Source organism: Methylobacterium sp. WL6 (assembly GCF_008040095.1).
Classification (GTDB): Bacteria; Pseudomonadota; Alphaproteobacteria; order Rhizobiales; family Beijerinckiaceae; genus Methylobacterium.
Map to the genome: position 1 here is coordinate 1 of NZ_VRVH01000048.1, position 23,936 is coordinate 23,936.

At 70.9% G+C, this 23,936-nt stretch carries 28 protein-coding genes; 16 read left to right on the plus strand and 12 right to left on the minus strand.

Annotation, left to right across the window (positions count from 1 at the left end; genetic code table 11):
• Positions 1-193: hypothetical protein (locus FV230_RS30320; protein ID WP_210248621.1), on the minus strand; the 193-nt coding region annotated here is incomplete at its 3' end.
• Between the two features lie 209 nt (positions 194-402).
• Here FV230_RS30320 and FV230_RS09490 point away from each other — a divergent pair.
• Positions 403-801, plus strand: coding sequence for a DUF3775 domain-containing protein (locus tag FV230_RS09490; protein ID WP_147725621.1), 399 nt, complete (start codon positions 403-405; stop codon positions 799-801).
• 91 nt (positions 802-892) lie between these two features.
• Here FV230_RS09490 and rlmN read toward each other — a convergent pair whose 3' ends face one another.
• Entirely contained in the window at positions 893-2,212 is a 1,320-nt protein-coding gene (rlmN, locus tag FV230_RS09495) for a 23S rRNA (adenine(2503)-C(2))-methyltransferase RlmN (RefSeq protein WP_147842186.1), read from the minus strand.
• A 270-nt stretch (positions 2,213-2,482) separates the two neighbouring features.
• On the opposite strand from rlmN, the gene FV230_RS09500 reads away from it, so the two are divergent.
• Positions 2,483-3,574 (plus strand): alkene reductase, encoded by a 1,092-nt coding sequence (locus FV230_RS09500; RefSeq protein ID WP_147725623.1) that lies wholly within the window; start codon positions 2,483-2,485, stop codon positions 3,572-3,574.
• Here FV230_RS09500 and FV230_RS30670 read toward each other — a convergent pair.
• The gene (locus FV230_RS30670; RefSeq protein ID WP_243936917.1) at positions 3,541-4,026 is read right to left on the minus strand and encodes a hypothetical protein; all 486 of its coding nucleotides are present in this window, start codon (positions 4,024-4,026) and stop codon (positions 3,541-3,543) included. The two genes, FV230_RS09500 and FV230_RS30670, sit on opposite strands and share 34 nt — an antisense overlap.
• A gap of 138 nt (positions 4,027-4,164) precedes the next feature.
• Here FV230_RS30670 and FV230_RS09505 point away from each other — a divergent pair, with 138 nt between their 5' ends.
• Both FV230_RS09505 and FV230_RS09510 read left to right on the plus strand, forming a co-directional pair.
• Positions 4,165-5,661, plus strand: coding sequence for a PAS domain S-box protein (locus FV230_RS09505; protein ID WP_246694810.1), 1,497 nt, complete (start codon positions 4,165-4,167; stop codon positions 5,659-5,661).
• Complete coding sequence (locus FV230_RS09510; RefSeq protein WP_348642126.1) at positions 5,661-6,314, plus strand: HAD hydrolase-like protein; 654 nt, start codon at positions 5,661-5,663, stop codon at positions 6,312-6,314. Before FV230_RS09505 ends, FV230_RS09510 begins: the two co-directional genes overlap by 1 nt.
• 74 nt (positions 6,315-6,388) lie before the next feature.
• Here FV230_RS09510 and bamE read toward each other — a convergent pair whose 3' ends face one another.
• The gene (gene bamE / locus FV230_RS09515) at positions 6,389-6,886 is read right to left on the minus strand and encodes an outer membrane protein assembly factor BamE (protein ID WP_147842188.1); all 498 of its coding nucleotides are present in this window, start codon (positions 6,884-6,886) and stop codon (positions 6,389-6,391) included.
• Between the two features lie 225 nt (positions 6,887-7,111).
• Here bamE and FV230_RS09520 point away from each other — a divergent pair, with 225 nt between their 5' ends.
• The 11 genes from FV230_RS09520 to FV230_RS09570 all read left to right on the plus strand — a co-directional run bounded on the left by FV230_RS09520 (position 7,112) and on the right by FV230_RS09570 (position 17,919).
• Positions 7,112-7,672, plus strand: coding sequence for a ubiquinol-cytochrome C chaperone family protein (locus FV230_RS09520; RefSeq protein WP_147842189.1), 561 nt, complete (start codon positions 7,112-7,114; stop codon positions 7,670-7,672).
• Complete coding sequence (locus FV230_RS09525; protein ID WP_147842190.1) at positions 7,669-8,172, plus strand: DUF177 domain-containing protein; 504 nt, start codon at positions 7,669-7,671, stop codon at positions 8,170-8,172. Before FV230_RS09520 ends, FV230_RS09525 begins: the two co-directional genes overlap by 4 nt.
• A 156-nt stretch (positions 8,173-8,328) precedes the next feature.
• Positions 8,329-9,363, plus strand: coding sequence for a phosphate acyltransferase PlsX (gene plsX / locus FV230_RS09530; protein ID WP_147725628.1), 1,035 nt, complete (start codon positions 8,329-8,331; stop codon positions 9,361-9,363).
• A gap of 181 nt (positions 9,364-9,544) precedes the next feature.
• Positions 9,545-10,522 carry a beta-ketoacyl-ACP synthase III gene (locus FV230_RS09535; protein WP_147725629.1) on the plus strand — a complete coding sequence of 326 codons (978 nt, stop codon included), beginning with the start codon at positions 9,545-9,547 and terminating at the stop codon, positions 10,520-10,522.
• A 122-nt stretch (positions 10,523-10,644) separates the two neighbouring features.
• On the plus strand, positions 10,645-10,962 hold the full coding sequence (locus FV230_RS09540; protein WP_147725630.1) for an integration host factor subunit alpha: 318 nt from the start codon (positions 10,645-10,647) through the stop codon (positions 10,960-10,962).
• A 38-nt stretch (positions 10,963-11,000) separates the two neighbouring features.
• A complete protein-coding gene (locus FV230_RS09545) occupies positions 11,001-11,522 on the plus strand; it encodes a MerR family transcriptional regulator (RefSeq protein ID WP_147842191.1) in 522 nt (173 codons plus the stop codon).
• Positions 11,523-11,607: 85 nt separating this feature from the next.
• Positions 11,608-12,027 (plus strand): hypothetical protein, encoded by a 420-nt coding sequence (locus tag FV230_RS09550; protein WP_187274748.1) that lies wholly within the window; start codon positions 11,608-11,610, stop codon positions 12,025-12,027.
• Positions 12,028-12,167: 140 nt separating this feature from the next.
• Positions 12,168-12,611 (plus strand): 4-aminobutyrate aminotransferase, encoded by a 444-nt coding sequence (locus FV230_RS09555; RefSeq protein WP_243937175.1) that lies wholly within the window; start codon positions 12,168-12,170, stop codon positions 12,609-12,611.
• 229 nt (positions 12,612-12,840) lie between these two features.
• Complete coding sequence (locus FV230_RS09560) at positions 12,841-14,793, plus strand: PrkA family serine protein kinase (RefSeq protein WP_147842192.1); 1,953 nt, start codon at positions 12,841-12,843, stop codon at positions 14,791-14,793.
• A 101-nt stretch (positions 14,794-14,894) separates the two neighbouring features.
• A complete protein-coding gene (locus FV230_RS09565) occupies positions 14,895-16,196 on the plus strand; it encodes a YeaH/YhbH family protein (RefSeq protein ID WP_147842193.1) in 1,302 nt (433 codons plus the stop codon).
• Positions 16,197-16,359: 163 nt separating this feature from the next.
• The gene (locus FV230_RS09570; RefSeq protein WP_147725634.1) at positions 16,360-17,919 is read left to right on the plus strand and encodes a SpoVR family protein; all 1,560 of its coding nucleotides are present in this window, start codon (positions 16,360-16,362) and stop codon (positions 17,917-17,919) included.
• 117 nt (positions 17,920-18,036) lie between these two features.
• Here FV230_RS09570 and FV230_RS29545 read toward each other — a convergent pair whose 3' ends face one another.
• From FV230_RS29545 to FV230_RS09600, 7 genes are all read right to left on the minus strand, one after another.
• Positions 18,037-18,192 carry a hypothetical protein gene (locus tag FV230_RS29545; RefSeq protein ID WP_187274747.1) on the minus strand — a complete coding sequence of 52 codons (156 nt, stop codon included), beginning with the start codon at positions 18,190-18,192 and terminating at the stop codon, positions 18,037-18,039.
• A gap of 69 nt (positions 18,193-18,261) precedes the next feature.
• A complete protein-coding gene (locus FV230_RS09575) occupies positions 18,262-18,537 on the minus strand; it encodes an adenylosuccinate synthase (RefSeq protein ID WP_147725635.1) in 276 nt (91 codons plus the stop codon).
• A 20-nt stretch (positions 18,538-18,557) separates the two neighbouring features.
• Positions 18,558-18,773, minus strand: coding sequence for a Trm112 family protein (locus tag FV230_RS09580; RefSeq protein ID WP_243936935.1), 216 nt, complete (start codon positions 18,771-18,773; stop codon positions 18,558-18,560).
• A gap of 81 nt (positions 18,774-18,854) precedes the next feature.
• Positions 18,855-19,523 (minus strand): LON peptidase substrate-binding domain-containing protein, encoded by a 669-nt coding sequence (locus FV230_RS09585; RefSeq protein ID WP_147725636.1) that lies wholly within the window; start codon positions 19,521-19,523, stop codon positions 18,855-18,857.
• A 55-nt stretch (positions 19,524-19,578) separates the two neighbouring features.
• The gene (locus tag FV230_RS09590) at positions 19,579-20,493 is read right to left on the minus strand and encodes a co-chaperone YbbN (RefSeq protein ID WP_147842194.1); all 915 of its coding nucleotides are present in this window, start codon (positions 20,491-20,493) and stop codon (positions 19,579-19,581) included.
• 238 nt (positions 20,494-20,731) lie between these two features.
• Positions 20,732-21,220, minus strand: coding sequence for a hypothetical protein (locus FV230_RS09595; RefSeq protein WP_147842195.1), 489 nt, complete (start codon positions 21,218-21,220; stop codon positions 20,732-20,734).
• A 53-nt stretch (positions 21,221-21,273) separates the two neighbouring features.
• Complete coding sequence (locus FV230_RS09600; protein WP_147842196.1) at positions 21,274-22,251, minus strand: glutathione S-transferase family protein; 978 nt, start codon at positions 22,249-22,251, stop codon at positions 21,274-21,276.
• Between the two features lie 286 nt (positions 22,252-22,537).
• On the opposite strand from FV230_RS09600, the gene FV230_RS09605 reads away from it, so the two are divergent.
• Positions 22,538-22,765, plus strand: a complete 228-nt coding sequence (locus tag FV230_RS09605) for a hypothetical protein (RefSeq protein ID WP_147725639.1) — start codon at positions 22,538-22,540, stop codon at positions 22,763-22,765.
• Between the two features lie 55 nt (positions 22,766-22,820).
• Here the strand turns inward: FV230_RS09605 and FV230_RS09610 are convergent, their stop codons facing one another.
• Positions 22,821-23,750, minus strand: coding sequence for a hypothetical protein (locus FV230_RS09610; RefSeq protein WP_147842197.1), 930 nt, complete (start codon positions 23,748-23,750; stop codon positions 22,821-22,823).
• Positions 23,751-23,936: the final 186 nt, after the last annotated feature.

Genomic DNA, 23,936 nt, shown 5'->3' on the forward strand with positions numbered 1-23,936 from the left:
CCCCGGCGACAGCGTAGCACCGCGTGGCGCCGCGACGTGCGCGCATCTTCACGGGCGCCGCGGAGCGAACGGGCGGCGAAATCCGACCGCGCGGGCGCACGACGGCGCCGGGCCGTGCGAACCGGCATCGCTCTCGCCAGTTGTAGAGCGCGGCGTAGAGCGCGAGGCAGCCGACGAGCCCGTCCCGCTTCATCCCCCGCCTCCGCGCGTGCCCGCCCCGGCGACAGCGTAGCACCGCGTGGCGCCGCGACGTGCGCGCCTCTTCACGGGCGCCGCGGAACGAACGGGCGACGAAATCCGACCGCGCGGAAGCACGACGGCGCCGGGCCGGGCGAACCGGCACCGCTCTCGCCAGTTGTCGCAGCTTCAGGCCCCCGACGGGACCGCCAACCGGAGCTCGACATGGACATCGCCCCCGATACGGTCACCGAGATCATCCTGCGCCTGCGCGCGGTCGAGGTGAAGGAGGGCGCGACCGATCCGGATTCCGGCTCCAACGCCATCGACGACGGCGCCACCGACGTGCTCACCTCCGGCACCGACGACGCCACCGAATCGGAGCTGCGCGGCATGATCGCCGGCCTCAACGACGACGAGCGCGCCGACCTGCTGGCGCTGCTCTATGTCGGCCGCGGCGACATGGAGCCGGAGGAATGGGCCGACGCGGTCCGCTTCGCCCGCGAGCGCGAAGGCGCCGGCGACGGCGCGGTGAAGACGCTGCTCGGCACGCCGGATGCCGGCGACCTCCTGGAGGAGGGCATGGACGCCCTCGGCATCACGCCGGACCTGCCGCAGGGCTGACCGAGGCCGGCTCCCCCTCCCCCCTCTGCGGGGGAGGGAAGAGACGGTTACCTCTGCCAGAAGGCCCACACCGGAGAGGCGCCGGGCCCCCTCATTCCTCGCCGTCGTGAAGGGCGTAGAAGCCCTGGGCCGAGACCGCGCCGGCCGCGTCGCCGCCCGCGTCGAGCAGCATGCGCTCGCGGGCGCGCAGCTTCTCGGTCTCGCTCTTGAGCTGGCCGCAGGCGGCGAGGATGTCGCGGCCGCGCGGGGTCCGCACCGGCGAGGCGTAGCCGGCGTCGAACACGATCTCGGAGAAGCGCTCGATCCGCTCCCAGTCCGAGCATTCGTACCGGCTGCCGGGCCAGGGGTTGAACGGGATCAGGTTGATCTTGGCCGGGATGCCCTTGAGCAGCCGCACCAGCTCGCGCGCGTCGCCGTCGGTGTCGTTGACGCCCTTCAGCATCACGTACTCGAAGGTGATGCGGCGGGCGTTGTTCAGGCCGGGATAGTCGCGGCAGGCGCGCATCAGCTCGGCGATCGGGTATTTGCGGTTCAGCGGCACCAGTTCGTCGCGGAGCTCGTCGCGCACGGCGTGGAGCGAGATCGCCAGCATCGCGTGCGCCTCCTCGCCGAGCCGCCGGATCTGCGGCACGACGCCGGAGGTCGACACCGTGATGCGCCGGCGCGACAGCGCGAGCCCCTCCGGGTCCGACATCGTCGCCACCGCGTCGACGACGTTCTCCAGATTGTAGAGCGGCTCGCCCATGCCCATGAACACGATGTTGGTGACGAGCCGCCCGACCTCGCCGCTGCCCGAGGCGTCGCGCGACGGGATCAGGCCGGGCCAGTCGCCGAGCGCGTCGCGGGCGACGACGAGCTGGGCGGTGATCTCGGCCGCCGACAGGTTGCGCACCAGGCGCTGCGTGCCGGTGTGGCAGAACGAGCAGGTCAGCGTGCAGCCGACCTGTGACGAGACGCAGAGCGTGCCGCGGTCGGGCCCCGGAATGTAGACGCACTCGATCTCGGCGCCGCGGTTGTGGTCGTGCCGGCCGGTCGGGGCCATGCGCAGCAGCCACTTGCGGGTGCCGTCGCGCGAGACCTGCTGGCTGACCACCTCGGGCCGGTCGAGGGTGTAGGCGGCGGCGAGCTGCGCCCGCAGCGCCTTGCCGACGTTGGTCATCTGGTCGAAGTCCTGCGCGCCGCGGACGTTGAGCCAGTTCCAGAGCTGGCCCGAGCGCATCTTGCTCTCGCGCTCGCCGACGCCGACGGCGAGCAGGCGCTCCTTCAGCGCCGCCCGCGGCAGGCCGACGAGCGAGCTGCGCTGCCCGGGCACCGCCGCGGGTGCCGGCTCGGGCCGGAACTCGGGCGCCTTCTCGATGCCGGAGAAATCGCTGCCCGCGCGCCGGGCGGTGTCGAACGACGCCGTCGCCATGTTCTTGCAAAGACCTTGGAAATGAGGCGTCGAGCTATACGCGATCCGCGACGCGAACGCGAATGCGCGCCCGTCATGCCCGCTCCATGCATGCCCGGATCCTGTGATCCGGGGAGTGGAGGAAAGGCCGCCCGCGACACCATGTGCGCCCGCGCACCCCGGCAGGGTCGCCCATGCGTCCAGTGCCTTGCGGGCGGCATCGTTCCCGCCACCTATGCGTCACACGGGGTGCGGCGTGCCGCCCCCACCCCATCCAAACACGGGAAGCCCATGCCTTCACTGCTCGATCCGATCCGCGTCGGTGCCATCGACGCGAAGAACCGCATCTGGATGGCGCCGCTGACGCGGGGACGCGCCACCCGCGAGCACGTGCCCACCCCCTTGATGATCGAATACTACGCCCAGCGCGCGAGCGCCGGCGTGATCCTCACCGAGGCGACCGGCATCAGCCAGGAGGGGCTCGGCTGGCCCTACGCCCCGGGGATCTGGAACGCGGCGCAGGTCGAGGCCTGGAAGCCGATCGTCAAGGCGGTGCACGACAAGGGCGGCCGCATCGTCTGCCAGATCTGGCACATGGGCCGCCTCGTCCACCCGGACTTCCTCGACGGCGCCGCGCCGATCTCGTCCTCGGCCACGACCGCGCCCGACGACGCGCACACCTACGCCGGCAAGAAGCCCTATGCCGAGGCGCGCGCCCTGCCGGTCGAGGAGATCCCGCGGCTGCTCGAGGATTACCGCAACGCCACCCGCAACGCGCTGGCCGCCGGCTTCGACGGCGTGCAGATCCACGCCGCCAACGGCTACCTGATCGACGAATTCCTGCGCGACGGCACCAACCACCGCACCGACGCCTACGGCGGCTCGATCGAGAACCGCGTGCGCCTGCTGCGCGAGGTCACGCAGGCCGTGGCCGAGGTCGCCGGTAAGGACCGCACCGGCGTACGCCTGTCGCCCAACGGCGCGATCCAGGGCGCCAACGATTCCGATCCCGAGCCGCTGTTCGTGGCCGCGGCGAAGGCGCTGTCGGAACTCGGCATCGCCTTCCTGGAGATGCGCGAGCCCGGCCCGAACGGCACCTTCGGCAAGGCCGACCATCCGCCGATCGCCCCGGCGATGAAGCGGGTGTTCGACGGCGCGCTGATCCTCAACGCCGACTACGACGGCCGCAGCGGCCAGGCGGCGCTCGATGCCGGCGAGGCCGACGCGATCGCCTACGGCCGGACGTTCATCGCCAACCCGGACCTGCCCGCGCGCATCGCCGCCGACGCCCCGCTCCAGAAGGACGTGGCCGCGACCTGGTACAGCCAGGGCCCGGAGGGCTACGTGGACTACCCGACGCTCGACGCCGCGAAGGCGGCCTGAGGCGACTCCCGCGGCCCGCTCCCGTCCCTCGTCGGGGTGCGGGCCGCGAACGCGCCCACGAACGGGCGCTCGCGGCCCGCTTCGAACGAAACCGGCGCTTCGTCCGTTCCCGAACCTAGGCGCGGCGGCGCAAGCCGCCTATCTCTGGCTCGGGAATTCGGGAGCTGCCGATTACGATCGCGAGCCAGACGCGTGCGACCGAACGAGAGCGCTGGAACGAGGCCGAGCGGCTCGCGGAGCTTCGCGCGCTGCGGATCCTCGATACCGAGCCGGACCCGGCCTATGACGACCTCGCGCGGATCGCCGCCCTGGTCTGCGCCGTTCCGGTCTCGCTGATCGGCTTCGTCGATGCGCATCGGCAGTGGTTCAAGGCGGAGATCGGCTACGGCGAGCGCGAGACCGGCATCGACCGCTCGGTCTGCGTCCACGCCCTCCAGGCCGACGATTCGCACGCCGGCGGGCTGTTCGTCATCACCGACCTGACCGTCGATCCCCGCACCCGCGACAACCCGGCGATCCGGGCCGAGAACGGGTTCCGCTTCTACGCCGCGGCGGTGATCCGCAGCCGGATCGGCGCCCCAATCGGCACGATGTGCGTCCTCGACCGCACCGCGCGGCCCGAGGGGCTCACCAGGGCCCAGGGCGACACCCTGGCCGCGCTCGCCCGCCAGATCTCGACCCTGGTCGAGCATCGCCGCACCCTCGCCGACGTCGATGCGCGGGAGCGCGAGCTGGCCGCGAGCGAGCGCCGCTTCCGGGTGATGACCTCGGCGATGCCGCAGATGGTCTGGACCACGCAGCCCGACGGCTTCCACGACTTCTACAACGACCGCTGGTACGAATTCACCGGCGTGCCCCACGGCTCCACCGACGGCGCCGGCTGGACCGACATGTTCCATCCCGACGACCAGGCGGAGGCCTGGAGCCGCTGGCGCCACAGCCTCGCGACCGGTGCGCCCTACGAGGTCGAGTACCGCCTGCGCCACCACAGCGGCGCCTATCGCTGGACTCTCGGGCGCGCGATGCCGATCCGCGGCGCCGACGGGCGGATCGAGCGCTGGTTCGGGACCTGCACCGACATCCACGACCTGAGGCAGGCGGTCGCCGACGCGCGCAAGCTCGCCGCCGTCGTCGAGACCTCGAAGGACTTCATCGGGCTGGCCACCGAGGACGGGCGGATCGCGCACCTGAACGAGGCCGCGCTGGCGCTGGTCGGGCTGCCCGACCTTGACGCCGCGCTGCGGACCACGATCGCCGACTACGTGACCCTCGAGAGCCGCGAAGCCCTCGAGGGCGTGGCAATGCCGGCGCTCGAGCGCGACGGCTGGTGGGAGGGCGAGCTCGCGTTCCGGCACTTCGCCACCGGCGAGGCCATCGCCGTGCTGTTCACGGTGTTCGCCGTGCGGGATGCGGCCGGCCGCCATGCCGGCTACGGCACGGTCACCCGCGACCTGCGCGAGCGCAAGCGCGCCGAGGAGGCGCGCGACCTGCTGATCAAGGAGCTGTCGCACCGGATCAAGAACATCTTCGCCGTGGTCGGCGGCATCGCCGCGCTCAGCGCCCGCAGCGATCCCGGCGCGCGCCCGTTCGCGAAGGCGTTCCGCGAGCGGCTCGGGGCGCTGGCCCAGGCCCACGAATACGTCCGCCCGCATTCCGCCGGCAGCGCGCCGCGGGTCGGCGGCCAGACCGTCCTCGGGCTGATGCGCCTGATCCTGTCGGCCTATGCCGAGGATGGGCGCTGCCGCATCGCCGTCGACGGCGACGATGCGGTCGTCGGCGAGCGCACGGCGACCGCGCTGGCGCTGATCATGCACGAGCAGGCGACGAACGCTGTGAAGTACGGCGCGCTCTCCAACGAGGCCGGCACCGTCACGCTGACCGGGCGGCGGACCGATTCGCGCTACCGCCTGACCTGGGCCGAGCGCGGCGGGCCACCCGTTCCCTCGACCCCCACGCGCAAGGGCTTCGGCACGGAACTCGCCGAGCGCAGCGTCACGGGCCAGCTCGACGGCATCCTGGAGCACGATTGGACGCCGAGCGGCCTCGTGCTGCGCCTCGACGTCCCGGCGGAGACCCTGCGGTTCTGATCCGTCCCGCCCCGGCTCGCGGATATCGCCTCGTCGTCCTCGATTTCGACGGGACGCTCGCCGACACCTTTCCCTGGTTCTGCAGCGTGCTCGACGCGGTGGCCGACCGCTACCGCTTCCGCCGGGTCGCGGCGCACGAGACCGACGAGCTCCGCAGGCTCTCGGCGCGGGCGATCATGGCGCGCCTCGGCGTGCCGCGCTGGAAGCTGCCGCTGATCGCCCGCCACATGCACGGGCTCGCCGCGCGCGACGCCGCGCTGCTGCATCCGTTTCCCGGAACTTCGGAGATGCTGGCGGGGCTCGGCGAAGCGGGCGTCGCGACGGCCGTGCTCAGCTCGAACACCGAGGCGAACGTCCGGCGCGTGCTCGGGCCGGACGCCGCCCGGATCGGCCGCTACGCCTGCGGCGCGTCGGTGTTCGGCAAGGCACGGCGTCTCGCAAGCCTGCTGCGCCATGCGCGGATCGAGCCGGGTGCGGTGCTCTGCGTCGGCGACGAGCTGCGCGATCTCGACGCGGCGCGCGCGGTGGGCTGCGCCTTCGGCGCCGTCGCGTGGGGCTACACCGACGCGGCGACCCTGTCGGCGGCCCGCCCCGACCTGATGTTCGCCGAACCCGCGCAGATCGTGGAGGCCGTCCTGTCGGCACGACGATGAGCCCTCGCGGGGCCGCCTCCCTCCCCCCGCAAACGGGGGAAGGACGGTTCGGGGTCGGGCCTTCGCCCGACGCCTCACATGCCGCGCTGGGCGCCCGGGACCACGCTGGCGCCGTTGCCGCTGCCGAAGGGCTCGTACTTGGTCAGGCCCTTGAACAGCTGGCTCAGGAAGGCGCGGTCGGCGCCGCTGGTCGGCGTGGTGCGCTCGATGAAGTCGAACACCTTGCCGTCCTGCAGGCCGTACAGGGCGACGCGCTCCACCTTGAAGGCGGGGGTGAAGTACACCGCCGTGACCTTCTGGTCCTCGACCTGCTCGCCAAGGAACAGGACCGTGCGCGAGGTGTTCTGGGAGATGTAGTACCAGGACTTGTTGCCAACGGTGGAGACCGTGGACGGGGTGCCCAGCGTCTGCAGCACCTGCTCCGGGCTCATGCCGGGCTTGACGGTGGCGAGCGCCGCCTGGTCGATCTGGTAGCCGTGGCGAAGCTCCTCGCCGATGCAGCCCGACAGGCCGAGGCCGAGCAGGCCGACGAGGCCGAGGCGCGCGAGAGACGGAACGAGACGGCGCGACATCGGCCACCCTATGTTGCTGATGGGACGGGACGCCGCTAGGCACGCCGGAGCGCGACACCAGGGGCGGTCTGATGAATGCTTGCACCTTGACCGTGGGTTGCCGTACCGCGGGGTTATGGCTTTGACAAGGCAAGCTCGGCCACAGGCCACAACGCTGCGCGACCGGGCATGGCCGTTCCGCCGGGCGCGGTCCGGGGGCCGGCCTCCGGGCCGAGGGCGGACCCCATGATCACCCGGTTCTTCCGGCGCAACGACGCGCGGCGGCGGTCCATCGAGACCCTGCACATGCGCCTCAACGCGGCCTCGCGGCAGCCGGGCCTCTACACCGCGCTCGGCGTGCCCGACGGCGTGGAGGGCCGCTTCGAATCGCTCATCCTCCACGTCATCCTGGCTTTGCGCCGCCTGAACCGCCTGCCGGCGCCGGCGGCGGACGTGGCGCAGGACCTCGTGAACTCGGTCTTCCTCCAGCTCGACGCGTCCCTGCGCGAGCTCGGCGTCGGCGATTTCGGCGTGCCCAAGCGCATGAAGAAGCTCGGCGCGGCGTTCTACGGCCGCGCCGCCAACTACGACGCGGCGCTCGACGCGGGCGATGCCGCCGCGCTCCGCATTGCGCTCGCCCGCAACGTGCTCGGCAGCGAGGATCCCGAAGCCGCCGCCGGCCTCGCCGACTACGTCCTCGCCGCCGACCGCGCGCTGGCCGAGGCCGACCTCGACGGCCTGCTCGGCGCCGGCCCGTCCTTCCCGCATGCGGGCGATGCCCCGACACTCGACCTGGAAGCCCGATGAGCGTGAGCGAGACCCCCCTGTCCCGATGGGTGAGCGTGGCGCGGCTGCCGCAGGGCCGCGGCGCCGTCACCGTCGAGGCGACGCCGGCCGAGTGCACGGCGCTCGCCGCCGACTTCAAGATTCCGGCGATCCGCGACCTCGCCGGGCAGTTCTCGGTGTCCGGCCCGACGAGCCGCCTCGTCGTCACCGGCACCGTCGAGGGCACCGTGACGCTGGTCTGCACCGTCAGCCTCGAGCCGTTCGAGACCAGGGTCTCCGAGCCGGTGGAGGTGGTCTTCACCGACACCGACCGCCTCGCCGGCACCGACGCGGAGGATGCCGACATCCCCGACCCGATCGTCGGCGGGCGGATCGACTTCGGCCTTCTGACCGCCGAGTTCCTGGCGCTCGGGATCGACCCCTATCCGCGCAAGCCCGGGGTGGTGTTCGAGGCGGTCCAGCTCGGCGAGGACGTGAAACCCTTCGACGTCCTGCGGACGCTCCGCTCCGAGGAGCCGTAGCGGGCTCCCGGGTCCGCGGGCCGCCAAATCGGGCCGCACCCTGCCCCTGCGCGAGAATTCGTTTGCCCGCCGGGGCTGGATCGCTATTTTCCGCCGCGCCGATCCCGGCCGTCGCCCCCGCGACGGCGTTCCGTCAAAGGCCGCGACAACCCCTTCATGTCCCAACGCGTGTGCATCTCGCTCGACGCCATGGGCGGCGACCATGGCCCCTCGACCGTCGTGCCCGGTGCCGCGCTCGCGCGCGAGCGCCATCCCGAGACGACCTTCCTGATCTTCGGCGACGAGGCGGTGGTCGCCCCCCTCGTGGCGGCCGAGCCGCGCCTCAAGGGCGGCGTCGAGATCCGCCACACCACCTACGCCGTCGCCATGGACGACAAGCCGAGCCAGGCGGTGCGCCAGGGCCGCGGCAAGTCGTCGATGTGGAAGGCGATCCAGGCGGTGAAGGACGGCGAGGCCGATGCCGCGGTCTCCGCCGGCAACACCGGCGCGCTGATGGCAATGTCGAAGATCTGCCTGAAGACCATGGCCGGCATCGAGCGCCCGGCCATCGCCTGCCTGTGGCCGACGGTGCGCGGCGAGAGCGTGGTGCTCGACGTCGGCGCCACCATCGGCACCGATGCCGAGCACCTGATCGAGATGGCGGTGATGGGCTCCGCCATGGCCCGCATCGTGTTCGACCTCGAGCGCCCGACGGTGGGGCTGCTCAACGTCGGCACCGAGGAGATGAAGGGCAACGAGGCGGTGAAGGAGGCGGCGCGCCTGCTGCGCGAGATCGATTTGCCGAATTTCGCCTATCACGGCTTCGTCGAGGGCAACGACCTCGGCCGCGGCACCGTCGACGTGGTCGTCACCGAAGGTTTCACGGGAAACATCGCGCTGAAGACCGCGGAAGGCACCGCCAAGCAGATCGGCACGTACCTGCGCTCCGCGATGACGCGGACGCTGTCCGCCAAGATCGGTGCGCTGTTCGCCCGCCAGGCGTTCCGCGCGCTGCGCGAGAAGATGAACCCGAGCCGGGCCAACGGCGGCGTGTTCCTCGGGCTCGAAGGCATCGTCATCAAGAGCCACGGCTCGGAGAACGCGCAAGGCTTCGCGGCCGCCGTCGACCTCGCCCACGACATGGCCCGCCACGACCTGATGCGCACGATCCGCGAGATGCTCGACCAGACGCCGACGCTCGCGCCGGCCTGACTTCGCCCCGGCCCGGATGGGTGCCCGGCCGGGCCTTCGCCGGCGTGGGCCGCCTGCACCGGCACGAGACGCCTGCACCGGCCCGGGATCGGGGTCGGTGAACGAATGCGATGGAGATCGGAGCGATGCAGGTCTAACAACCGATGGTTGTTGCGCCGGCGTCGCGACGGGAAGGAATCCGATGACAACCCTGCGTTCCGTCGTCGTCGGCACCGGCTCGGGGCTTCCTGCGCGGGTGGTGACCAACGCCGAGCTCGCCGAGCGGGTCGATACCTCGGACGAATGGATCGTCCAGCGCACCGGCATCCGGCAGCGCTACCTCGCGGACGCCACCGAGACCACGTCGGTGCTCGGCATCCGCGCGGCCCGCGCTGCGCTCGACGATGCCGGCCTCACCGGCGACGACATCGACCTCGTGATCTGCGCCACCTCGACGCCCGACCACACCTTTCCCTCGACCGCGACGCAGATCCAGGCGGCGCTCGGCATCACGGCGGGTGCCGCCTTCGACCTGCAGGCGGTCTGCGCCGGCTTCGTCTTCGCCGTCTCCACCGCCGACAAGTTCCTGTCGACCGGCGCGGCCCGGCGCGCGCTCGTCGTCGGCGCCGAGACCTTCTCGCGCATCGTCGACTGGGAGGACCGCACCACCTGCGTGCTGTTCGGCGACGGGGCCGGCGCGATCGTGCTGGAGGCGCAGGAGGCCGCGGGGGCGAGCGGCGACCGGGGCGTGATCAGCGCGAGCCTGCGCTCGGACGGGCGCCACCGCGAGAAGCTCTACGTCGACGGCGGCCCGGGCTCGACCGGCACCACCGGCCATCTCCGGATGGAGGGGAAGGACGTGTTCCGCTTCGCCGTCGGCTCGGTGATGGACGTGATCGTCGACGCGCTCGAGAAGGGCGGCGCGACGGCGGCCGACCTCGACTGGTTCGTGCCGCACCAGGCCAACCGCCGCATCATCGAGGCGTCCGCCGACAAGCTCGGCATCCCGCGCGACAAGGTGGTGCTGACGGTCGACCGCCACGGCAACACCTCGGCCGCATCGATCCCGCTGGCTCTGGACGTGGCCCGCCGGGACGGCCGCATCCGCCGCGGCGACCTCGTGATGATCGAGGCGATCGGCGGCGGCTTCAGCTGGGGCGCAGCGCTGATCCGCTGGTAGCCGAAAACAATTTCCGGAGCCGCCCCGGTTGACCCGGGCCCGACCGGGGATTAGCGTGGCAGATCATAGGGATACGTCGGAAACGACCGCTCCAGGCAAGAAGAACCGCGAGGGGTCGAGGCATGACAGGCAAGACGGTGACGCGCGCCGATTTGAGCGAGGCCGTCTACCAGCAGGTCGGCCTCTCCCGCACCGAATCCGCCGCCCTCGTCGAGACGGTCCTGTCCGAGATCTGCGCCTGCCTCTCCGAGGGCGAGACCGTGAAGCTGTCCTCGTTCGGCTCCTTCGTCGTGCGGTCGAAGGGCAAGCGCGTCGGCCGCAACCCGAAGACCGGCGTCGAGGTGGCGATCGAGCCGCGCCAGGTGATGGTGTTCAAGCCCTCGAACGTGCTCAAGGCCCGGATCAACGGCCTAAACGGCGCCGCCCACGCCGACGACTGACCGCTCGCCCATCGCCGCCCTCGTAGCCGGATCGATCCATGGCGCTCGCTGCCCTCACCGAGGCGTCCGGACCCGTCGACAAGGATCCGGGCGCGTTCCGCACGATCACCGAGGTGGCCGAAGCCCTCGACGTGCCGCAGCACGTCCTGCGGTTCTGGGAAACCCGGTTCGGCCAGATCCGGCCGGTGAAGCGGGCCGGCGGGCGGCGCTACTACCGTCCCGGCGACGTCGCGCTCGTCGCGGGCATCCGCCACCTGCTCCACGTCCAGCGCTACACGATCGAGGGGGCGCAGCGCGTCCTCAAGGAGAACGGCGTCCGCTTCGTCCAGGCGGTTGGCCGCGGCGAGGCGGTGGCGGCCGCGCCGGTGATGCAGGAGACGAGCGGCCCGGCCATGTCGTCCCCCGACGGCGCCGAACCCGAGACCCCGGATCGCGACGGGTCGAATCGCGAAACCTCGGATCATGAGGCCCTGGACCGCGGGGCGCTGGCCGGCGCGCTGCAGGACCTCTACGCCTGCCGCGAGGCGCTGGCGGCCTTCCGCGCCCCGCCCGAGGCCTGAGCGGCGCCCGGGCTGCGTCGCGACGACGCCGCGCGATGCGTCACGGCGCGGCGAACTTTGCGGGCCGATCCGCGTTGATCGCCGCATGAGCGCACCCCGCCGTTCGATGACGCCGACGCAGGAACTCATCAGCCGCGTGATGCGGATCGTGCGCGCGTGCCCCGACGCGGCCTCCGAGGTCCTGGAGCTGATGTTCCTCGTCAGCCAGATCGAGGCCGCGACCCACGTCGATCGGGATTATCGCGACGCGCGGCGCGTCGTCAGCCGCCTGCGCAACCCGCTCTGGGAGATGGGGCCGACCGATCGCGGCGCGCTGCTGGCCGCGGCCGAGACGATCCGCCGGGTCTGCGGCCTCGACGAGACCGACATCCCCGTCACCCCGACTTCGGATGCGGGCGAGCGCGCACGGGTCGAGCGCAGCCTCGCGGCGGCCCTGGAAGGCGAGCTCGACGCCGCGCAGATCGCCCGTGTCACCGGCGTGGTCGCCGCCGCGCTTCAGCAATAATCGCCGTCCCGGCTGCCGGCACGGGCCAGCGGCCTCGACGGGCGTCGTGGGCATCCCCACATCGGCTCGGCCGGCACGTGGCCCCATGGCTCCGGATGCCGCGCCAAGAGATGTTCGGAGACACGCCCGTGAGCGCCACCCTGTCCGCCCTTCGCCCCGTCCGCGCGCTCGCCGCCGGCGCTCTCCTGCTGGCCGCGCCCGCCTTCGCGCAGACGACGATCACCAAGAGCGAGACCGTCGCCTCCGGCAAGACGGTTCGGATCGCCATCGTCCCGAACCTGAAGAAGGATTGCTCGCCCGGCCCGATGCCGGAGTTCAAGGTCTCGGGCGCGCCGAAGAACGGCGCGCTGATCACCAAGGTCGGCAAGCAGAAGACGCCCGCTTCCTATCGCTGCCCGAACAAGGACACCGCGGTCCAGGGTCTCTTCTACCAGCCGAAGGCCGGCTACACCGGCGCCGACGAGGTGACGTTCGAAATCAAGAACGCGGACGGTCAAGTGCAGACGCAGAATATCAAAATCACCGTCGAGGCTGCGTCGGCCAAGAAGGACACCGATGCCAAGAAAGACAGCAGCGATCTCTGATCGGAGGCAGCCGAAAGCTGGGAGTGCACGTTTTTTCGGCCGGATCGTTCTTTCGATCCGGCCGGACGACCACGGGGAAGCTTGACGGATGCCGCATTTCAGCCCGACGGGTGTTGCATCCAGCACACGCAGCGTCACCGTGTTCGCCGCACTGCGACAAATGCGGGCCTGTCGGTTGCGTTCGCGGCAGGACAGGATGAAGCTGTTGACGGTCTGAGAGGGTTATCGAATGCCGATGCATGCGACCAACGACCTTTTCCAGAGCTTCGCCCGCGGGTACGAAGCGCGCCGCGACACGGAGATGACGCTCTCCGAATTCCTCGAGGCGTGCCGCGACGAGCCGCTGATGTACGCGAGCGCCGCCGAGCGCATCCTCGACGCGATCGGCAAGCCGGAATTCGTCGACACCTCGAAGGACGCCCGCCTCGGCCGCGTCTTCATGAACCGGACGATCCGGACCTACCCGGCCTTCCACGAGTTCTTCGGCATGGAGGAGACGATCGAGCGGATCGTCTCGTTCTTCCGCCATGCGGCGCAGGGCCTGGAGGAGCGCAAGCAGATCCTCTACCTGCTCGGGCCCGTCGGCGGCGGCAAGTCGTCCCTGGCCGAGCGCCTCAAGGCCCTGATGGAGGTCCATCCGGTCTACGTGCTCAAGGCCGGCAACGAGGTCTCGCCGGTCTTCGAGAGCCCGCTCGGGTTGTTCGACCCCGAGACCATGGGCGCCGAGATCCAGAGCCGCTACGGCATCCCGCGCCGGCGCCTGACCGGCCTGATGAGCCCGTGGGCGCTGAAGCGCCTCGACGAGTTCGAGGGCGACATCTCGCAGTTCAAGGTGATCAAGGTCCGGCCCTCGCGCCTGCGCCAGATCGCCATCGCCAAGACCGAGCCCGGCGACGAGAACAACCAGGACATCTCCTCGCTGGTCGGCAAGGTCGACATCCGCCGGCTGGAGACGCTGTCGCAGGCGGATCCGGACGCGTACTCCTACTCGGGCGGCCTGAACCGCGCCAACCAGGGCGTCCTCGAGTTCGTCGAGATGTTCAAGGCGCCGATCAAGATGCTGCATCCGCTGCTCACGGCGACGCAGGAGGGCAACTACGTCGGCACCGAGAACATCGGCGCGATCCCCTTCACCGGCATCATCCTGGCGCACTCGAACGAGTCCGAGTGGCAGACCTTCAAGACCAACAAGAACAACGAAGCCTTCATCGACCGCATCTACGTGATCAAGGTGCCCTACTGCCTGCGCGTGCAGGAGGAGCAGCACATCTACGAGAAGCTGATCTCGGGCTCCGAGCTCTCGGATGCGGCCTGCGCGCCGGGCACCCTGGAGATGCTGTCGCGGTTCTCGGTGCTGTCGCGCCTGCGCGAGCACGCCAACTCCAACGCGTTCTCGAAGATGCGCGTCTACGACGGCGAGTCCCTGCGCGAGGTCGACCCCCGCGCCCGCTCGATGCAGGAGTACAAGGATTCGGCCGGCGTCGACGAGGGCATGGACGGGATCTCGACCCGCTTCGCCTTCAAGGTGCTGGCCGCGACCTTCAACCACGACACCACGGAGGTCTCGGCCGACCCGGTGCACCTGATGTACGTGCTCGAGCAGTCGCTGCGCCGCGAGCAGCTCCCGCCCGAGACCGAGAAGCGCTACCTCGAGTTCATCAAGGGCGAGCTGGCGCCGCGCTACGCCGAGTTCATCGGCCACGAGATCCAGAAGGCCTACCTCGAATCCTACCACGATTACGGCCAGAACCTGTTCGACCGCTACATCGACTACGCCGACGCCTGGATCGAGGACCAGGACTTCAAGGATTCCGAGACCGGGCAATTGCTCAACCGCGAGCTTCTCAACCAGGAGCTGACGAAGATCGAGAAGCCGGCCGGGATCGCCAACCCGAAGGACTTCCGCAACGAGGTGGTGAAGTTCGCCCTGCGCTCGCGGGCCCAGCACGGCGGCCGCAACCCCTCGTGGACGTCCTACGAGAAGCTGCGCGAGGTCATCGAGCGGCGGATGTTCAGCCAGGTCGAGGAATTGCTGCCGGTGATCTCCTTCGGCTCGAAGAAGGACGGCGAGACCGAGAAGAAGCACGGCGAGTTCGTCGACCGGATGGTCTCGCGCGGCTACACCGAGCGGCAGGTGCGCCGCCTGGTCGAGTGGTACATGCGGGTGAAGCAGGCGGGATGATTCGGTCCCCTCGGGGACCTGATCGAGATCCGCCATGATTTCGGACGACCGGCCGGCGCGTTATCCCGGTCGGATCTTGCGGGCGGGGATTTGATCACCGAATGCACATCGTCGACCGTCGATTGAATCCAGGAGGCAAGAGCCTCGCCAACCGGCAGCGCTTCCTTAGGCGGGTCAAGGACGTGGCCCAGCGGGCCGTGCGCGAGTCGGCCCGCGAGAAGGACATCAAGGACCTCGGCAAGGACGGCCGCGTCACGGTGCCGGCCGACGGGGTGCGCGAGCCGCGCTTCTCCCGCCAGCCGGGCACCGGCCTCCAGGACCACATCCTGCCCGGCAACAAGACCTACGTGGAAGGCGACCGCATCGAGCGGCCGCAGGGCGGCGGGGGCGGCCGCGGCTCCGGCGAGGGCGGGGACGGCGGCGAGAACAACGAGGACGCGTTCCGCTTCGTCCTGACCCGGGAAGAGTTCCTCGAGCTGTTCCTCGAGGACCTGGAGCTGCCCGACCTCGCCAAGCGCCGCCTGGCGGTGGTGGAGACGGAGGGGCTGCGCCGGGCCGGCTACACCGTGACCGGCTCGCCGGCCAACCTCGCCCTCACCCGGACGCTGCGCAACTCGATGTCGCGGCGCATCGCCCTGAAGCGGCCGAAGCCCGAGGAGGTGGCGGCGCTCGAAGCGCGCATCGCCGGCCTGGCCGAGGGCGACCCGGCGCTGCCGGACCTCGCCGAGGCGCTGGCGAGCTTGCGCGAGCGCACGCGGCGCATCCCCTACGTTGACCCGATCGACCTGCGCTACCGCCGCTTCGAGCCGTATCCGCGCCCGATCGCGCAGGCGGTGATGTTCTGCCTGATGGACGTGTCCGGCTCGATGACCGAGCACATGAAGGACCTCGCCAAGCGGTTCTACATCCTGCTGCACATCTTCCTCACGCGCCGCTACCGGCACGTGGAGATCGTGTTCATCCGCCACACCGACCGGGCGACCGAGGTCGACGAGGAGACCTTCTTCGGCTCCCGCGAGACCGGCGGCACGCTGGTCTCCTCGGCGCTGGTGGAGATGAAGCGCATCATCGCCGAGCGCTACGACCCCAACGACTGGAACATCTACGCGGCGCAGGCGTCGGACGGCGACAACGTCTCCTCCGACGGCCCGACCTCGACCGAGCTGTTGCGCGCCCACATCCTGCCGGCCTGCCAGCACTTCGCCTATCTCGAGGTCGGCGACGAGAACGGCCCGCGCGCCGGCTTCGTCGAGCACCGCACCACCCTGTGGCGGACCTACGAGGCCATCGCCAAGGCCGGCGGCCCGATCGCCATGCGCAAGGTCAACCACCGCCGCGAGATCTACGCCGTCTTCCGCGACCTGTTCGGGCGCAAGGACGCGCGGGCGGAGGCGGAGTCTTGAGCTTCGCAGGTCGTCATGTCGGGGCGCGGGTCCTCTCTCCCGGTTGGGAGAGGGACAGGGTGAGGGGGGCGACCTCTCCGGACGGACCTGCCCCCTCACCCCAACCCTCTCCCGCACGGGAGAGGGGGTACGTCGCGCTTCGGCCGGCCGATCGGGAGGCGATATGACTGCTCTCAAGACACGCGCGACGTCCGGCGCCCCAAAACCGCTGTTCACCGGCAACGACTGGGACTTCGACACCATCCGGCGCATCCACGACGCCTGCGAGGTCGAGGCGCGGGCGCTCGGGCTGTCGTGGTATCCGAACCAGATCGAGATCATCACCGCCGAGCAGATGCTCGACGCCTACGCGTCGATCGGCATGCCGCTGTTCTACAAGCACTGGTCGTTCGGCAAGCACTTCGCCCAGCACGAATCCGGCTATCGCCGCGGCATGATGGGGCTCGCCTACGAGATCGTCATCAACTCCGACCCATGCATCTCCTACATCATGGAGGAGAACACGGCGACGATGCAGACGCTGGTGATCGCCCACGCCGCGTTCGGCCACAACCACTTCTTCAAGAACAACTACCTGTTCCGGCAGTGGACCGACGCCGAGGGCATCCTCGACTATCTCGACTTCGCCAAGACCTACATCTCCCGCTGCGAGGAGCGCTACGGCCATCAGGCCGTCGAGCAGGTGCTCGACGCCGCCCACGCGCTGATGAGCCAGGGCGTGCACCGCTACCCGCGCAAGAAGCGGCCGGACCTCGCCTCCGAGCAGCGGCGCGAGCGCGAGCGGGTCGAGCACGGCGAGCAGATCTACAACGACCTGTGGCGCACCCTGCCGGCGAAGGCGGGGGCGACGCGCGCCGACCAGGCGATCGAGCGGCGCAAGGCGCTGCTCGAGCTGCCGCAGGAGAACATCCTCTACTTCCTGGAGAAGGTCGCCCCGCGCCTGCAGCGCTGGCAGCGCGAGATCCTGCGCATCGTCCGGCTGGTGGCGCAGTACTTCTACCCGCAGCGCCAGACCAAGGTGATGAACGAGGGCTGCGCCACCTACTGCCACTACCGGATCATGAACGCGCTCTCCGAGAAGGGCTTGATCGGCGAGGCGGCCTATCTCGAGTTCCTGCAGTCGCACACCAACGTCATCCGCCAGCCGAACTACGACGACCGCAGCTACAGCGGCCACAACCCCTACGCGATCGGCTTCGCGATGATGCAGGACATCGCCCGCATCGTCGAGCAGCCGACGGCGGAGGACCGGCAGTGGTTCCCCGACATCGCCGGCACCGGCGACGGCATGGCGGTGCTGCGCGATTGCTGGGAGAACTACCGCGACGAGAGCTTCATCGCCCAGTTCCTGTCGCCGAAGCTGATGCGCGACATGCGGCTGTTCCACGTCGCCGACGATCCGGAGCAGCCCGAGCTGCACGTCGCCGCGATCCACGACGAGCGCGGCTACCGCAAGATGCGCCGCTCGTTCGGCCGCCAGTACGACGTGGCCTGGCTCGATCCCGACATCGAGGTGGTGGACGTTGACCTCGAAGGCGACCGCCGCCTGATCCTGCACCACAAGGCGTTGAACAAGATCACCCTGCAGAAGGACGACGCCCGGCGCGTGCTGCAGCACCTCGCCGACCTCTGGGGCTACGACGTGGTGCTCAAGGAGATCGAGCCCGCCACCGGCACCGTGCTCGGCGAGCACCACGCGAGCGCGCGGCCGATCTTCTTCTGAGGCGTTTCGCGACGGTGCCGCATCGTGCAGGCCTCCCCGCCCGCGGCGGCGAGGGGGGCCCCGCGGCTCGTCCGAGGCCCGTGCGGAAATGGCCGGCGAAGGCCGCTCGGCCGGGGCTCACGCCGTCGGCGCGGTCCCCGGGCAGGGCATCGGTGCGCAGGACAGGCTCGCGGCCGGCGGCTTGGACGGCGGGGCGCGCAGGACGATGATGGCGCTGCCGAGCACGGCCAGCGCCACGGCGGCGACGAAGGTAAGGAAAAGCCAGCGGGGCATCGCCTCCCCTACCACGGGCGGGCGATGGCCGGTACCGCGGCACGTTCGACGCCCCGGCCGGGTCCCGTGTCAGGCGGGGTCGATCTCGAACTCCATGCCGCGGCCGGGGCCCTGGTCGGCATAGCCGACGAGGGTGTAGCCGCGCTCGGCGAGGGCGGCGTCGAGGTGGTCGCGATGCTTGCGGTAGAGCTGGCCGATCGCCAGCGGCGTCAGCCGCGGGTTGCCCTGGCGCAGCCGGTCGACGCCGATCTGCAGCGGCGCGCCGTCCCGGTCGGCGATGCGCACGATCGCGGATGCGAGCTCGGCCGCCTTCGTCTCGGAGGCGGATTTCGCCTTGAACGCCATGCCCTCGTCCTCACCCCGGCTCAGTCCGTCAGCTGGCGCGCCTCTTCCGGCAGCATGATCGGGATGCCGTCGCGGATCGGGTAGGCGAGCTTGGCCGAGCGGCTGATCAGCTCCTGGCGGCCGGCATCGTAATCGAGGGTGCCCTTGGTCAGCGGGCAGACCAGCAGCTCGAGGAGCTTCGGGTCGACGCGGGTCGCCTCGACGGCGGCGCTCTGCGTGGTCATGTCCTGCGTCATGCTCTGGTTCTCCATGGGAAGCCGTGCCGGTCGGTCGCGAAGGCGCGGGCGCTCGTCGCCGCCGGGCCGTCCTTCGAGTCGTCACTGCATCGTCGGCTCGGGCCCGGTGCTGCGCACCATCTCCATCTCGGTGACCGCGACCAGGATCTCGGCGCGGGTCTTCAGGTCGGCGGCCTCGAGCATCGCCTGCTTCTCGCGGACGCCGAACGGGCTCATCATGCACAGCGCGTTGACCAGGGCCTCGTTCGGCGCCTCCTCGATCCCGGCCCAGTCGACCTTGAGGTCGTTGGAATCGACGAAGTCGCGCAGCGCTCGCAGCACGCCCTCGCGGTCCACCGCGTCCTCGCCGGCGCGCGCGGTGAAATCGATGGCGAAGTCGTCGTAGCTGACCTGGCAGCGGCGATAGGCGCCGGTGGTGGCCAGCTCGCTCATCACCCGGAAGCGGCCGATGCCGGTCAGCGAGAGCAGGTAGCGCCCGTCGCCGGTCTCGGCGAACTGGGTGATCCGCCCGGCGCAGCCGACGCGGTACAGCTTCGGGTTCAACGGCGAGGCGCCGCCCTCGGCGTCGGGCTGGATCATGCCGATGACCCGGTCGGTCCGCAGGGCGTCGTCCACCATCGCGAGGTAGCGCGGCTCGAAGATGTTGAGCGGCATCTGCCCGCGCGGCAGCAGCAGGGCGCCGGGCAGGGGGAAGACCGGGATGACGGGCGGGCAATCGCCCGGCCCCTTGTAGCCCGCATGCGTGCTCATGATGCCTCCAGCAAGACAGAACCTTCGGCTTCCCTCTGCACCCGCAGATCCGCCCTCACGCGAACAGCAGCGTCGAGAGCTTGCGCCGTCCGCGAATCGCGGCCGGATCCATCGGGCCCCAGGCCTCGAAGAACTGGAGCAGCTGCTTGCGCGCGCCGTCCTCGTTCCAGGTCCGGTCGCGGCGGATGATCTCGATCAGGTGATCGACCGCCTTCTCGCGCTCGTTTCCGGCATTGAGGCCGAGGGCGAGTTCGAACCGGGCCTGGTGCGCGTCCGGGTTCGCGCCGACCTCCGCCTCCAGGCCGGCGAGGTCGCCGAGCGCCGCGGCCTGCTCGGCCAGGACGATCGCGGCGCGGATGCCGGCGAGCCCCGGGTCGGCGGCCTTGGCCTCCGGCACCATCGCCAGCACCTGCTTGGCGTTCTCCAGCTCGCCGGCGTCGAGCTGGATCTTGGCGAGGCCGGCCAGGGCCGCGACGTTGTCGGGCTGCTGCCCGAGCACCGCGGCGTAGAGCTCGGAGGCGCCGGCGAGGTCGCCCTCCGCCAGCGCCTGCGCGGCTTCCGCCATCACCTGATCGATCTCGCTCGGGCCGGCGAGACGGTCGAAGAAGGTCTTGATCTGCGCTTCCGGCAGGGCGCCCTCGAACATGTCGACCGGGCGGCCCTGGTCGATGGCGACCACGGCGGGCACGCCCTGCAGGCCGAGCTGCTGGCCGATCTGGCCCCAGACCGCCGGATGCTCGTCGACGTTCATCTTGACCAGCACGACCTTGCCCGCGGCGGCGCGGACGAGCTTCTCCAGCACGGCGAGCAGCGTCTTGCTCGACGGTGCGCGCGGCGACCAGAACGCGACCAGCACGGGACGGTTCGCCGATTCGGCGATGACGTCCTGCCGGAAACCGGCCGTGGTGGTCTCCCGGATCAGGTCGGACGCACCCGGGTGCGCGTCCGTCGCGAGCGTGTCGTTCAGCATGCGGTGTCGGGCCTTGGAACCAAATGTCGCCAGACCGGGTACATGGGACTCGGGCACGCGGCTGACCAGTGCGGTGCGCGCGCTCTCGCGCGGCGGAATCGGGCAAATCCGCAGGTTTCGTCGGGTTTTCGCCGGTCCCCGAGGGCCGTCCCGCGCGCGGTGCCGGGCCGAGACCGGATTGCTGCATCCCAGGGTGGAGCGCGTCGTGCGGTGCGCCCCAACCCCCGAAACGCCGGGCCTACTGGGCGGGGGCGCCGGCGGCGGCCTTGGCCTGCGTCACGAAGGTCCCGGCGAAGGTGCGGCCGTCCGGCGCCGAGGCCTCGCAGGCGATGGTGGTCTTGCCCGGTGCCGGCGTCGAGAAGGTGCAGGCGCCGACCGCCGGGGTCGGGTTGCGCACGATGCCCTTGTCGCTCGACGTGCCGGTGGTGACGAGGTTGATCGGCTGCAGCGGGTCGGTTTCCTCGGTGCGCTCCTGCTGCGCGCCGGTACCGCTGAAGCTGAGCGTGCGCCCGTCCGTGGTGGTGAAGTCGAAGGTCGTGCGCCGACGCTCGGCGCTGTTCCCGAGGGTCGGCCTGCAGGCCGAGGTGGCGTCCTTCCCTTCGATCGTCAGTTTCTCGCAGGTGCCGTCGAGCTGCACCGCGGCCTGGGACCGGGCGGGGCCCGACAGCGCCAAGGGCGCGGCGAGCAGGGCGAGGGCGAGGCGGCGAGAGGTCTGTGCGAGCGTCATGCCGTCCGATCTAACGCGCCGCGCGCATCCGTCGAGCCCGGCGCGCGTTCGCCTCACCCGCCGAAGCGCAGGGCCCGGTCGTTGGGCGCGGCGAAGTCCAGCGCCGGCCCCACCGGGACGATGCCCGTCGGGTTGATGGTCGGATGGCTCTCGTAATAGTGCCGCTTGATGTGGACGAGGTCCACCGTCCCGGCGACGCCCGGCAGGGCGTAGAGGTCGCGCAGGTAGTTCGACAGGTTCGGGTAGTCGGCGATGCGCTGCCGGTTGCACTTGAAGTGCCCGACATAGACCGCGTCGAACCGCACCAGCGTCGTGAACAGCCGGATGTCGGCTTCGGTGAGCCGCGCGCCGCACAGGTAGCGCGACCGGTCGAGGCGGGCGTCCAGCGCGTCGAGCTCGGCGAACAGCGCGGCGAAGGCCTCCGCGTAGACGGATTGCGCGGTGGCGAAGCCGGCCTTGTAGACGCCGTTGTTGACCCGGTCGTAGACCCGGGCGTTCACCGCATCGATTTCCCCGCGCAGGTCGTCCGGGCAGAGGTCCGGCCCGCCGCCGTGGAAGGCCCCGTCGAGCATGCGGATGATCTCGGCCGATTCGTTCGAGACGATCGTCTTCCGCTCGCGGTCCCACAGCACTGGCACGGTGACGCGGCCGGTATAGCGCGGGTCGGCGGCGCGGTAGACCTCGTAGAGCCGCGTCGCATGGTGGATTGGATCGGGGGTGGCGCCGGGGCTGTCGCCGAACACCCAGCCCTCGGCGCCCATGTGCGGGTCGACGACGGAGACGGAGATCGCGTCCTCGAGGCCCTTCAGCGCCCGCACGATCAGGGTGCGGTGCGCCCACGGGCAGGCGAGCGAGACGTAGAGGTGGTAGCGCCCGGGCTCGGCCTTGAACCCGCCCTCGCCCGAGGGGCCGGGCGACCCGTCGGCGGTGACCCAGCTGCGGAAGGCGGAGGCCTTGCGCTCGAAGCGGCCGCCGGTCGACGCCGTGTCGTACCACTGATCCTGCCAGACGCCGTCGACGAGCAATCCCATGGGTGCGATCCGTTGTTTCGCGCGTCGCGCCGTCCGTCGGGAGGGCGACGCGGCGAGGGGGAAAGGTTGTGGCAGGCTTGGTGCCTCTCACACCCCCCCCGTCGTGGCGTCGCCGACATAGTGAACGGCCGCGGAGGTCGGGGGTTTGGTGAGGTGCACTTAGCCCGTTTCCTGCTTGGATGTCTTCCTCGGTCGTCGCCCCGCGCAGGTCTCGGCATCTCGCATTCGATGCCGGACCGTGAGACGGGTGGCACGATCCCGCCGAAACGTCCGGAGAGAAGGCCCGATGTCGCTTGCCCTCGCGATCCCCGCCGCCGAGGCGGCCATGTTCACCGCCGGATGCGCCGCGATCCACGCGCTGCGGCGGCAGGCCGACGGGGTGACGCTGGGCCTGGCCGGCCTCCTCGCGATCGTCGTCCTGCTCCTCGGCATCGCGTGGACGCCGGACCTGTACCTCGCGGCCCAGACCGACGACGTCCTCGTCGAAACCACCCTGAGCCAGCCGATCCCCTGACGCGATCTTGCAACGGGAGAGCATTCCACGTGATCCGGGGGTCGCGGAGAATGCTCTAGCCGGCCGCGCCGGCCCGGCGCCCGGCGGCCACGTCGAAGTCGTCGGCGGGCAGGCGGGCGAGGAAGCGCTCGGCGAGCTCGAACAGCAGGATGTCGGGGCGCACCCGCTCGACGTAAGCCCAGTCGAAGCTCGACGACCACACGAAGTGCACCTCGGCGAAGCTCTCGGCCAGCAGCCCGGTGAGCAGCATCGGCGCGAAATGCGCGTAGGAATCGCCGAACAGCACCACGCGCCGCGGGTCGGCGGCGGGGTTGGCGTTGCGGTAGACCACGTGCGCGCCGACATGCAGGTCGACCTCGGTTCCCGCTTCCTCGGAGGCCGCGAGCAGCGCCCCGGTCTCGACGCGCACCGCGTCGCGGTGGATCTGCGGGCGCACCAGGCGCTCGGCCGGCCGGCCCGGCAGCTTCGCGCCGAGATCCATCACCCGCTCCGTCACGAGGACGGGCCGGGTGCCGATGTCGGCCGGCGGGACCGCGGCGAGCGCCCGCATCAATTCGCGATAGGCGAGCAGGCATCCCTCGGCCGACCAGTGCGTGTCGGTCCTGAGGTAGAGCGGCACCGGCCCGTCGCGGGCCGCGCGAAACGGGCCGAGCAGGTCGAGATAGGTGGCCTGCCCCGCGAGCTTGCGGGCGAGGCGACGGGTCGAGGCCCGGGCCGGGTCGTAGCGCAGGTCGATGGTCTTGTGATCGTAGACCGAGAGCTTTTCCGGCACGATGAGCTGGACGCAGCGGATGCCGAGCCCGGCCGCGCGGGCGGCGCGCGCCGTGATCAGCCGGGTCCAGCCGCGCAGGGTCCACCACTGCCGCAGGGTCCCGCGGTAGCGCTGCATGACGTCGTTGCTGCCGCCGATGAGGAACAGCCAGCCGTCGCGCCCCTCGTGGACGGTTTCCCGGACGGGGGGGACGGGCGAACGCTTCGGGGCCATGGCCGGTGCTTTAGCCGCAGGCCGCGCCCGGCGGAAGTGAGGAGCCGGCACGGGTGCCGGGGCGTTCGGCCCTCATGGAGCCCGCCCAGACCCTCGCGCCACCGGTGCTTTCGCCGCCCGTCCTTTCGCCGCCGCCCGCGCCGGCCGTCTCGTCGACGGCGCGGCCGGCACGCTTGTGGCGTCCGC

Bases quoted from the DNA above. Each gene is read 5' to 3' on its own strand.
- FV230_RS09490 (WP_147725621.1), top strand. From the start codon at position 403: ATGGACATCGCCCCCGATACGGTCACCGAGATCATCCTGCGCCTGCGC.
- rlmN (WP_147842186.1), bottom strand. From the start codon at position 2,212: ATGGCGACGGCGTCGTTCGACACCGCCCGGCGCGCGGGCAGCGATTTC.
- FV230_RS09500 (WP_147725623.1), top strand. From the start codon at position 2,483: ATGCCTTCACTGCTCGATCCGATCCGCGTCGGTGCCATCGACGCGAAG.
- FV230_RS09505 (WP_246694810.1), top strand. From the start codon at position 4,165: ATGTGCGTCCTCGACCGCACCGCGCGGCCCGAGGGGCTCACCAGGGCC.
- bamE (WP_147842188.1), bottom strand. From the start codon at position 6,886: ATGTCGCGCCGTCTCGTTCCGTCTCTCGCGCGCCTCGGCCTCGTCGGC.
- FV230_RS09520 (WP_147842189.1), top strand. From the start codon at position 7,112: ATGATCACCCGGTTCTTCCGGCGCAACGACGCGCGGCGGCGGTCCATC.
- FV230_RS09525 (WP_147842190.1), top strand. From the start codon at position 7,669: ATGAGCGTGAGCGAGACCCCCCTGTCCCGATGGGTGAGCGTGGCGCGG.
- plsX (WP_147725628.1), top strand. From the start codon at position 8,329: ATGTCCCAACGCGTGTGCATCTCGCTCGACGCCATGGGCGGCGACCAT.
- FV230_RS09535 (WP_147725629.1), top strand. From the start codon at position 9,545: ATGACAACCCTGCGTTCCGTCGTCGTCGGCACCGGCTCGGGGCTTCCT.
- FV230_RS09540 (WP_147725630.1), top strand. From the start codon at position 10,645: ATGACAGGCAAGACGGTGACGCGCGCCGATTTGAGCGAGGCCGTCTAC.
- FV230_RS09545 (WP_147842191.1), top strand. From the start codon at position 11,001: ATGGCGCTCGCTGCCCTCACCGAGGCGTCCGGACCCGTCGACAAGGAT.
- FV230_RS09550 (WP_187274748.1), top strand. From the start codon at position 11,608: ATGAGCGCACCCCGCCGTTCGATGACGCCGACGCAGGAACTCATCAGC.
- FV230_RS09560 (WP_147842192.1), top strand. From the start codon at position 12,841: ATGCCGATGCATGCGACCAACGACCTTTTCCAGAGCTTCGCCCGCGGG.
- FV230_RS09565 (WP_147842193.1), top strand. From the start codon at position 14,895: ATGCACATCGTCGACCGTCGATTGAATCCAGGAGGCAAGAGCCTCGCC.
- FV230_RS09570 (WP_147725634.1), top strand. From the start codon at position 16,360: ATGACTGCTCTCAAGACACGCGCGACGTCCGGCGCCCCAAAACCGCTG.
- FV230_RS29545 (WP_187274747.1), bottom strand. From the start codon at position 18,192: ATGCCCCGCTGGCTTTTCCTTACCTTCGTCGCCGCCGTGGCGCTGGCC.
- FV230_RS09575 (WP_147725635.1), bottom strand. From the start codon at position 18,537: ATGGCGTTCAAGGCGAAATCCGCCTCCGAGACGAAGGCGGCCGAGCTC.
- FV230_RS09580 (WP_243936935.1), bottom strand. From the start codon at position 18,773: ATGACGCAGGACATGACCACGCAGAGCGCCGCCGTCGAGGCGACCCGC.
- FV230_RS09585 (WP_147725636.1), bottom strand. From the start codon at position 19,523: ATGAGCACGCATGCGGGCTACAAGGGGCCGGGCGATTGCCCGCCCGTC.
- FV230_RS09590 (WP_147842194.1), bottom strand. From the start codon at position 20,493: ATGCTGAACGACACGCTCGCGACGGACGCGCACCCGGGTGCGTCCGAC.
- FV230_RS09595 (WP_147842195.1), bottom strand. From the start codon at position 21,220: ATGACGCTCGCACAGACCTCTCGCCGCCTCGCCCTCGCCCTGCTCGCC.
- FV230_RS09600 (WP_147842196.1), bottom strand. From the start codon at position 22,251: ATGGGATTGCTCGTCGACGGCGTCTGGCAGGATCAGTGGTACGACACG.
- FV230_RS09605 (WP_147725639.1), top strand. From the start codon at position 22,538: ATGTCGCTTGCCCTCGCGATCCCCGCCGCCGAGGCGGCCATGTTCACC.
- FV230_RS09610 (WP_147842197.1), bottom strand. From the start codon at position 23,750: ATGGCCCCGAAGCGTTCGCCCGTCCCCCCCGTCCGGGAAACCGTCCAC.